The sequence below is a fragment of the Halobacillus sp. BBL2006 genome, from assembly GCF_000786645.1.
GTDB lineage: Bacteria > Bacillota > Bacilli > Bacillales > Halobacillaceae > Halobacillus.
In genome coordinates this window covers 1-9,963 of the sequence record NZ_JRNX01000483.1, presented here as the reverse complement: position 1 = coordinate 9,963, position 9,963 = coordinate 1, and the positions used below count along the sequence as shown (strand labels likewise).

Annotated in this window: 10 protein-coding genes; 9 read left to right on the top strand and 1 reads right to left on the bottom strand. The window is 40.4% G+C overall.

Going from position 1 to position 9,963, the window contains the following annotated elements:
• A partial coding sequence (locus LD39_RS23605; protein ID WP_035548434.1) for a hypothetical protein occupies positions 1–282 on the bottom strand: 282 nt, incomplete at its 3' end.
• A 355-nt stretch (positions 283–637) separates the two neighbouring features.
• Between LD39_RS23605 and LD39_RS14340 the strand changes: the two genes are divergently transcribed.
• The 9 genes from LD39_RS14340 (at position 638) to rlmD (ending at position 9,529) form a co-directional block, all read left to right on the top strand.
• Positions 638–961 (top strand): nucleotidyltransferase family protein, encoded by a 324-nt coding sequence (locus tag LD39_RS14340; protein ID WP_035548432.1) that lies wholly within the window; start codon positions 638–640, stop codon positions 959–961.
• Positions 937–1,335, top strand: a complete 399-nt coding sequence (locus LD39_RS14335; protein WP_035548430.1) for an HI0074 family nucleotidyltransferase substrate-binding subunit — start codon at positions 937–939, stop codon at positions 1,333–1,335. Before LD39_RS14340 ends, LD39_RS14335 begins: the two co-directional genes overlap by 25 nt.
• A gap of 630 nt (positions 1,336–1,965) precedes the next feature.
• Positions 1,966–3,420 (top strand): alkaline phosphatase, encoded by a 1,455-nt coding sequence (locus tag LD39_RS14330; RefSeq protein WP_035548428.1) that lies wholly within the window; start codon positions 1,966–1,968, stop codon positions 3,418–3,420.
• 86 nt (positions 3,421–3,506) lie between these two features.
• The gene (locus LD39_RS14325) at positions 3,507–4,199 is read left to right on the top strand and encodes a hypothetical protein (protein ID WP_035548426.1); all 693 of its coding nucleotides are present in this window, start codon (positions 3,507–3,509) and stop codon (positions 4,197–4,199) included.
• Positions 4,200–4,345: 146 nt separating this feature from the next.
• The gene (locus LD39_RS14320) at positions 4,346–5,938 is read left to right on the top strand and encodes a phosphodiester glycosidase family protein (protein WP_035548424.1); all 1,593 of its coding nucleotides are present in this window, start codon (positions 4,346–4,348) and stop codon (positions 5,936–5,938) included.
• Between the two features lie 389 nt (positions 5,939–6,327).
• Positions 6,328–7,263, top strand: a complete 936-nt coding sequence (locus tag LD39_RS14315) for a DUF6454 family protein (RefSeq protein ID WP_035548422.1) — start codon at positions 6,328–6,330, stop codon at positions 7,261–7,263.
• A gap of 143 nt (positions 7,264–7,406) precedes the next feature.
• The gene (locus tag LD39_RS14310) at positions 7,407–7,604 is read left to right on the top strand and encodes a nucleotidyltransferase substrate binding protein (protein WP_081988461.1); all 198 of its coding nucleotides are present in this window, start codon (positions 7,407–7,409) and stop codon (positions 7,602–7,604) included.
• Between the two features lie 228 nt (positions 7,605–7,832).
• Positions 7,833–8,021 carry a hypothetical protein gene (locus LD39_RS22710; RefSeq protein WP_156112652.1) on the top strand — a complete coding sequence of 63 codons (189 nt, stop codon included), beginning with the start codon at positions 7,833–7,835 and terminating at the stop codon, positions 8,019–8,021.
• A 32-nt stretch (positions 8,022–8,053) separates the two neighbouring features.
• Positions 8,054–9,529 (top strand): 23S rRNA (uracil(1939)-C(5))-methyltransferase RlmD, encoded by a 1,476-nt coding sequence (rlmD, locus tag LD39_RS14305; RefSeq protein WP_035548420.1) that lies wholly within the window; start codon positions 8,054–8,056, stop codon positions 9,527–9,529.
• Positions 9,530–9,963: the final 434 nt, after the last annotated feature.

Below are 9,963 nucleotides of genomic sequence, written 5' to 3'. Positions count from 1 at the left end.
AAGTAAAAAGAAAAAATATGAATTTAATAATAGACGGTTTTTAATAGGTAACTCATTATTAAGGATTCGTTTTTTTACAGGAGGAATAAGGTATAAACCCGCAATAAGTAATGGAAATAATGCTGGCAAAAGACCTTCAAGATGGAGAGTGAAAAAGTCAACCGGTTCAAATAATGTGAAATTAGGCGCTCTGAACAAAGTGACACTCAAGTAAAGAAGGATAAAGGCTGTTAATGTGAAGAGAATTCTACGGTTCACTAAAAATTTCAATTCTCTGATCAAGATGATTTCCCCTTTCAGTTGGAGATTCTAAGTCGTCCCATAATATTATGTGAGCAAATTGAAAGGTATGCAGTAGCTTATGAAAGGCCACTCACTTTGTAAGTAAGGATTAATGAAAGTAAACTTTATCAACTCTTTTATAGGTCGAGCGCATTTTAGTAAGATTATCTTAATTTCGAGTGTTCCAGAATAGGGGGCTAATCCTTAATATAGCGCAAGTTAAAATTTAGGTTCTAGTGTAGTTAATAAGGGTCTTGATAGCGATCCAAATTATGGTTGGGGGAGTGGAGAAGGAAAATCCATAATAGATAAGATGTACATATGCTATAATGGGACAAAAAGAGGAAGGGATTTTATGGGATATCCTGCAGATTTTCGGGAGCAAATTTTAGAACAACTGAAGTCGATTTTGAATGAACAACTCGCCAATGAAAAAGTACGTGTTTTCTTATTTGGTTCTTGGGCTCGACAGGAAGAAAAACGTAGCTCGGATATCGACATCGCTATCGAATCCCACTCCCCGATCTCTCCTTTTAAATGGAATAAACTGATCGAGCAAATCGAAGAGTCTACCATTCCTTACAAGGTAGATGTGGTGAATTTACATGATGCTAAAGAAGCTCTAGTTCAGCAAGTGAAAGAGGAGGGGATTTTATGGAAAGATTACGCCAACGATTAGAAGCAGCAGAAAAAGCGTTGGTTGCCTTTGAAAAGCTGGCTACCCTTAAAAACCCGAATGATGTGGAACGAGATGCAGCGATTCAACGATTTGAATTCTCTTTCGAGGCCAGTTGGAAAGCGGCAAAGCAATATTTATATGACATAGAAGGGGTGGATGCCGGCTCTCCTAAAAGTGTCATTCGCAGTTGCAGGGAGGTCAACTTGTTGGAGGATGAAGAGGCCGTTCTGGCTTTGGAAATGGTAAATGATCGTAATTTGACCGTCCATACTTATAATGAAGAAGTAGCCATTAAAATCCACAAAAACTTGACCAGGTATAATAACCTTCTCCATCAGTGGGTTGAACGAATGAATGGGAAAGTGATGGAATAGCCATTAAAAGATAAAGTCCCAGACTTTAGCAACTACTTCTAGTTTGTGAACCAATTTTAAAAATGCAGTAGCCCGAACGGTTATAGATTCATTTTCTTATAGTCTGAAATCATCTAGGTGATGTTTTTGGTGACTGGATTATGACTGGATACTGTTCATAAAGTATTAAAACTTATTGTGGTTTATAAATTAACTTTGCGATGGAAACCTTGATATAACAAGGTTCTGAGGGTCTTATTATTGTCCTATTAAATAGCCGAGTGAATGGGCGGCATGATGTGATAACGCCAAAATCCTTCCAACATAGGGTTTGCGAACAATTTGACTGGATTTTGACAGGTTATAAAAATCGTTTGCTAAATTTAAAAGCCTCTCAAGAGTTTATAAACTTTTGAGAGGCTTTTCTTTTATTCTTAAATTCGAGACAGCATATTTGGTGAGGTTGATTAAATCTCCAAGAGGATCTAGTTAAATTTTTATAAATTTTGTAAATTATGAGTGAAAATTATTAATTTTCCTATTCTTCCCTTGTGATTTCCTGCAATAGAAATCTAGAATAATAGTTGTGCCTACAACTGAGGTCATGAGAAATAGTCTAAATTTGACTACATTTTATTGAAGGAGGATTTTATGAAGTATAAAAATTTAGGAAAGAAATTGCTACCAGCAGCTGCTGCTGCTTCACTGTTATTCACCGGATTTGCGACAACTAACGCACCGGATGTTGAAGCGAAGCAAAAAGACAAAGACGAGGAAATTAAAAATATTATATTCATGGTTGGGGACGGAATGGGGCCTTCATACAATACCATGCTTCGTTATGTTAATGACGATCCATCCACGAAAAAGATGGAACCGACCGTATTTGATCCATACATGGTGGGAGCCCAGAAAACCTATTCTTGGGATCCTTATTATGACGGAGGAAAAGGCGATACCAAGGAAAATATTCCGGATTCTGCCGCAACGGCAACTTCGATGGCTTCAGGTATTAAAACATACAATGGCGCAATCGGCGTAACTCTCGAACATGAAAGAGTAAAAACAGTCCTGGAAGAAGCGAAAGAACAAGGGAAAGCTACCGGAGTTGTAGCTACCTCCCAAATCAACCACGCAACTCCTGCGGCATTTGGTTCCCATGATAAATCTCGACACAATTATAACGCGATCGCGGATGATTACTATGATGAACTGATCAATGGTGAGCACAAAATCGATGTCATGCTTGGCGGTGGAACAAGCTACTTCTTGCGGGAAGATCGTAACCTGGTCGAAGAATTCAAACAAGACGGGTATTCGTATGTAGATACAACAGAGCAAATGCTCCAGGCGGAAAATGAACAGCTTCTCGGTCTGTTTGCGCCAAAAGGAATGGCGAAAGCAATTGACCGTGATAAGGAGTCTCCATCCCTCAACCAAATGACGGAAACTGCTCTGGAGAAGCTGAAGGATGATAAAGACGGTTTCTTCCTGATGGTCGAAGGAAGCCAGATTGACTGGGCAGGCCACGACAACGATGTGGTTGCTGCCATGAGTGAAATGCGCGACTTTGCAAAATCCTTCAAGACTGCGATTGAATTTGCAAAAAATGACGAGAATACCATTGTTGTTACCACAGCTGATCACTCTACCGGTGGCTTATCTATCGGAAGCGGAGGAGAATATAACTTTAACCCAGAAGTAGTCAATGCCGCAAAGCGAACACCTGACTACATGGCCAAACAAATTGCAGAAGGAAAAGATGTAGAATCAGTACTGAATAAGTATTCTGGAATTGACCTGAGTGAAAAAGAAATCTCCTCGGTGAAGAAAGCAGCCCAGCCAAAAGAGGGTTCCATTGACGTGACAGCTGTAGATAATGCCATAGAAAATATTTACGATGTTCACTCCAAAACAGGGTGGACGACAGGTGGTCATACAGGTGTCGATGTCAACCTATACGCCTATGGGCCTAAGACTAGTGAATTCAGTGGATTAAACGAAAACAGTCAAACAGGTAAAACCCTGTTCGAACTACTAAACGCCACCAACGGCCAGCACGGTGATGATAAAGATGATAAAGGTAAGGAAGATGACGAAGATTAAGAGCAATCATTTATCTTCATCAATAGTAGGAAGAGCCCCCGTCTAGATGGGGGCTCTTCCTATCATGGGACAACAGGAGGAAAATCATGAAGCACATTTTATTGCTTTTAACAGCGTTGGTTTTACTGGCGGCCTGCTCCAATAAAGAAGAAGCGAATAAATCTGAAGAAGAAAAAGCAGACGATACCACGCAGACAGAGGAAATGAGGGAGTTGGAGGAAAAAGCAGCCTCCGATAAGAAGGAGTCAGACACGTTCATTGAAAGCCCCCAAGCCCCTGATGACAGTGGGCTGACAGAAATCGGCCAAACTCACAGGGATAAGGATGGGAAAATTGAACTGATGGCCTACGTACCGGACGACAAAACGGTCCATGTTGGACCGATGGATGTGACCATCAAAGAGGCGAAGTTAATGAATTATAATCCTTCCCCTGATTTAATTGACTTTTTCCATGGTTACACCAATCAGGAAAAAAACTTCAACTATCTTAAATTGCGCGTCGTTGTTAAAAACACATCTGATCAAAAAGTCAATTTCGCTCCTGTCTCTTATTTAGAAACCAACACGGGAGAAAAGATATCCTATAAAGACGATTTCTACATCGAAAATCTCCACGGGAGCTATCAGTCGAGGGAGGTAAGAAAAGGACAGCTAGGATTCATCATAAAAGAAACAAAACCAGAGGAACTGAAAAAGGTCAGCATCTTCACCAGTGAAGTGTTTAAGGGGGAAAAATCGACTGCCAAGGCTAAAACACTCACAATCTCCTTTAATTAAAAACATGTATTGCAGGTTGTTTTTAATAAAAGGCTTGGCTACCACCTTTAGATGACTTCGTTTATAAAGCTTAATCGATCAAGCTATATAAACGGTTGTCCGCTGTTTTTATACTGCTATGCTAGATACATCCAAGGAGGGATTTCATGCAACTTTTATCTATAACTTTAAAAATATTCTTTATACTCCATATGTTGGTAATATCCACCATCACGCCAGGATGGTTAAACCTGAATGTTTTAGCTGAGGAGAAACAAGAATCAAATCAAACGCAAGCTACTCTTCCAATCGGAAAAAAAGATCTGCCGGAAACGAGGACTACCAAACAATTGGCCAAAGGAGTTACCTATACACAAATTGCACGAGGATACCAATCAAAAAAATCTTATTATACGGTGGATGTCGCATTCTATAAAACAAAATCTCAAGCTAAAACGACTGCCAATACCTTACAAAAGAATGGTTATTCGAGCGATATTCATAAAATAAAGAACAAACATAGCCAATTTACCGATGTAAAAGAGAAGAAGATAGGATATGTCGTCCGTATAGGTGGATTTTCTGACAAGAAGAAGGCTGAAAAACTTGAAAAACAACTGAAAGACGATGGTTATGAAGAAGCTGGCGTGACTTACTCTGAGTATGATGGAACAACCAAAACGACAGGACCATGGCAATTGGATGTCGTTGAAGTTGATCCAGACCAATTTGAAGGGAAACTGACAAATAGCCTGGCGCATGGGAAAATAAAAGGGCGTGAAACTGTATCCTCCATGGCTGACAGGCTGAAGGCCATTGCAGGAATAAATGGCGGGTATTTTGTCTTTAGTAAACAAGATGGTATCCCTGGTGATCCTGCAGGAGCGTATATGATTGATGGTGATTTAGTAAGTGAAGGAGTTGGATCTCGAACAGGTTTACTCCTTTCCAATCAACAAGCTGAAATAGGAGAAGTGAAGACGACAGTGAGCGTGGAAACAGACAAGGGTGATTTGGCAAGCATTGATGGAATCAATCGTGAACCAGGATTAATTCGAAGCTGCGGAGGCTTAGATGACCAGCCTACAACAAAGCCTAAGCATGACGTTACATGTAAGGACAAAGCAGAAATTCTTCTGTATAACCAATACTTTGGGAAGACTACTCCTAAAGGCGAAGGATACGAAGTCATGTTAAACAAGGAGGGAAAGGTGATCCAAACATATTCTCAACGCGGTCATTCCTTGCCTGAAAGCGGAAGCGTTCTTTCAGCAACTGGCAAACAAGCCGATTGGTTAAAAGAGAGAGTCTCCGTTGGGGATAAGCTGAAGATAACTAAAAAGGTCTTTTTAAATGGAAAACAAGTTGATAAGGAATCACAAGTAAATCTTGTCGGTGGAGGACCTCAACTTTTAGAGAACGGACAGACGGAAATTCAAGCAGATGAAGAAGGATTCCACTGGAGTAGTGATTTCTATTATCATTTTGCCCAATACCGTCACCCTCGTACTTTTGCCGGAATCAAAGAAAACGGAAATCTCTTATTTGTAACGGTGGACGGCCGTCAACCTAAGGAAAGTATTGGACTTAGCTTTTTTGAGAGTGCAGAAGTCCTTAAATCTCTTGGAGCCGTTCAGGGAATGAATCTTGATGGTGGAGGTTCTTCTACGATGGTAGTGGAAAATCAATTAGTTAATCACCCTTCCGATAAAACAGGAGAACGTCCAGTATCAGATGGAATATTCCTAGTAGAAAATTAAAATGAGACATTTTCAAATAGCAGAAAACTATTTTAGTAGCAAGTTAGAAGGGGATACGCTTAGGGAGCATCGGATGGGATAATCCATTCGATGCTCCTTTTCTTTTTGATAGATTATTTAGCAAGTATAGTAGGTTTGTTTCAATATAAGGGGGTTGCATCCTTTCTGTAAATTATAGGCTGATGGAAGACTAATGATTCACTTTAAAGAAGACTAAATTACATCAATAAATTAAAACCTTTTGGGTATTAATCTAATGTAATTTTGTAGTAAATTCTTTCTAAAAAGGTATTTTTTGTTCTATTAACCTTTTAAAATAAGTACAGGCGATTAAAATTCGTTATTTTATTGCCTGCATATATTTTATTTTTTACAATAGGAGGGCAAGCATGCGAAAGTTGATGTTACTTATGACGGCTGTTCTTTTCATTAGCATGTTTTCAACTGTTTTTGCAGAGAACAAGAAGAACGATCAAGATTTAAGAGATTTATTTAAAGAGCTATCTCGTAGTACCAAATGGGTTAAAAAGGATCAAATTAATTTGCAGTTCGATGCTTTTCATCCCCAAGGAATGACACAAGTAGGAGACAAATTCTATATGTCTTCTGTTGAAATCATTAAAAAGCCAGAAAAGTACAATGCTCCGAAAAATGGGTATGATCGATCTGCAGGGAAAGGAATAGGTCATTTATTTGTTTTTAATAGAAAAGGTGAGTTACTGAAAGATATTAAACTTGGAGAGGGCGATATGTATCACCCAGGTGGCATTGACTTTGATGGAGAAAATATTTGGGTGCCTACTGCAGAATACCGCCCAGATAGTAAATCAATTGTGTACAAAATTGATATAGATACATTAAAAGCTAAAGAGGAATTTAGGGTTAATGATCATATTGGCGGAGTTATTCATAATGATAAAAATGGAAAAATTGTTGGCGTAAATTGGGGCTCCCGTAAATTTTACGAATGGGGGGAAAACGGTAAAGAACTAAAGGTAGAGAGTAATCCAAGTCATTACATCGATTATCAAGATTGTGAAAATATAGGAAAAGGTAAAATGGCTTGCAGCGGTATCTCTGGTTTAGAGGATCCAAATTCTAAAGGTGGAAAATATGAATTAGGCGGCTTAGCTTTACTTAACATGAAGAACTTTAGTATAGAGAATGAAGTGCCAGTCACAGAATTTTCTCCCGAAGGTCATGTGGTCACACGCAATCCTGTATTCCTGAAAAAATCAGACCAAGGTATCAAACTATTTACTGTACCTGATGACGATAAGAAAGCATCGCTTTTGATTCATGAAGCAAAGATTCCCCAAAAGTAGACAAATAGTATCTAATGTTTAATATTTGGTATTTCAACGTAAATAACAATTTAAGAGTCTACCATTCCTTACAAGGTAGATGTGGTGAATTTACATGATGCCAAAGAAGCTCTAGTCCAACGGGTGAAAGAAGAAGGGATTTTATGGAAAGATTACGCCGACGATTAGAAGCAGCAGATAAAGCGTTGGCTGCCTTTGAAAAGCTAGCTACTCTTAAAAACCCGAACGATGTGGAACGAGACGCAGCGATTCATCGATTTGAATTCTCTTTCGAGGCCAGTTGGAAAGCGGCGAAAGGGGTGCATGCCGGCTCTCCGAAGGCACCTTCTTATTCACATTAAGGTTCAAGTTCTTATAATCTGAAACTTAGGAAATGTTTTTGATGACTGGATTATGATTGGATACTGTTCATAAAGTATTAAAAATTATTGTGGTTTATAAACTAATTCTCTAACGGAGAACTTGATATAACAAGGTTAGGCAGTACTTAATATTGTCTCTTTAACTAGTCGAGTGAATAGGCGGCATGATGTAATTCATTCCCCCTCGTTCTAAAAGATGGCGAGCAAATGCTCGCCATCTTTTTTGTTCCGGAGAAGATTTTGTCTAGTGAAAAGCGGATGGTTCACCACTCTCATTACTTCATCTACGCTGTTTCTTTCGGAAGGGAGATTTCAATCTTTAGTTTAGATGTCCATGGATTGTTGAGAGAGCTTTTTATATCGTTTGTTTTATTATCAGCTTTGGGTAGTTTATAATGAGGGCAAATAATCAAAGACAGGAAGTGCCTATGAGTAAACGAAAGAATAAAGGATTTAAGAAATCTAAAAATAAACCCAACCGTTCTGAGAAACGATACGGGAAACCGAACTCATCGCGAGGTGGCCCATCCAAAGGCAAGGATAAAACAGCCAGCCATCGAGGAAGGAAAACTTTAACCGCAGAGGTGACCTGTTCAGGCCTCACGAATGAAGGAAAAGGCATTGCCGAGTGGAAGGGACAACAACTGGAAGTACCTCTTCTGTTGCCAGGTGAAAAGGCTGAGGTGACCGTTTCCCAAAAAGGACGATTTGTGAATGCAGAGTTGAAGCGGGTAGTCCATCCAGCTAAAGAAAGGGTCGATCCCCCGTGTCCATACTACTATGAGTGCGGGGGATGTCAGCTCCAGCATATGAGTAACCAGGCGCAATCTCGTTGTAAGCAGGATACCATAGATGAACTGATGAAGCCGTTTGGAAAGCCGGAAACCATTTTGACGATGGATCATCCCTATGATTACAGGAACAAAAGCCATACGACATTCGGACTGAACCAAAACCGTCAAGTCATTGGCGGGCTGTACGCTCAGAACACACATGAGATCATCCCAATGGATCGGTGTCTCATTCATGATCCGAAAGCGGACGAAATCGTGCAGTCCATTAAGGACTACATGAAGAACTCGAAAATGCAGCCGTATAACGAAGACACCGGACGAGGGTTCTTGCGGCACGTGCTGATCAAAGTCGGTAAGGTCAGCGGGGAAATTATGGTGGTGCTGGTCGCAGCATCCTCTGAGTTTAAGGGCAAAAACAATTTTGTGAAAGCTCTACGAAAAGCTCACCCAGAAATTACGACGATGCTGCTGAATGTGAACAAACGGGACACCAGCGTGGTTCTTGGCAATCAGGAGAAAGTACTGTTCGGCAAGGGAACGATCACAGACACTTTGTGCGGACTGAAGTTCGAGATTTCGGCGAAGTCCTTCTATCAAATCAACCCGGTCCAGACGGAGAAGTTGTATGGAAAGGCAATTGAAATGACCGAGCTGACTGGAGAGGAAACCGTGATCGATGCCTACTGCGGGATTGGGACGATTGGTCTCGTTGCCAGCCAGAAAGCCGGAAAAGTAATTGGCGTAGAGCTGAATAAGGATGCGGTCCGTGACGCGATCCAAAATTCAAAACGAAACGGCGTGAAAAATGCACGGTTCTATCAAGGTGACGCTGGGGAATTCATGGTAGAGATGGCAGCGCGTGGTGAGAAAGCCGATGTGGTAATTATGGATCCGCCGAGAAGCGGGAGTGACGAAGCGTTTTTATCAAGCGTCGTAAAGCTTCAGCCGAAACGGGTCGTTTATGTGTCTTGTAACCCGGAAACGCAGGCGCGGGATCTAGAGTACCTGGTGAAGAATGGGTATGAGGTAGAAGAAATTCAGCCGGTGGATATGTTTCCGCAGACTTATCATGTAGAATCAGTTGCGAAATTAGTGCTGAAAGAAAACTAAGAGGTGTAATATTTATAAATATCTTCTTTAATTGCTTTAAGAAGGGCCTTATTGGTTGCAGTATTTGTTAACCTGTGTTTTCCTTACATTCCCTCCATTCGTACTAAAGCTAATAAATTATAAAGAGGCTGAGACAATTGTTTTAGCCAATTCTAAAATCCGAATGATGGTGAGATTCTTATGATAAGATTTCAACATCATTCGGATTTTTTATGATTAGCGCAACATGTCCAATTCACGCCATTACTTCGGACACGTGCTGTTCCCGGAGGAGTCTACGCATTCTGTCTCCTCTGATGAAAACTGCATGTTATACCATTCCAGCGTAGGAGATACACGGATACTTCTGCGGGAGGAAGGCAGCGGTGAGACCCCACAGTGCTTAGCGAAGCCACTGAAGAAGTGTTGTATTAACAGAAAGGTAGAAGTTCACC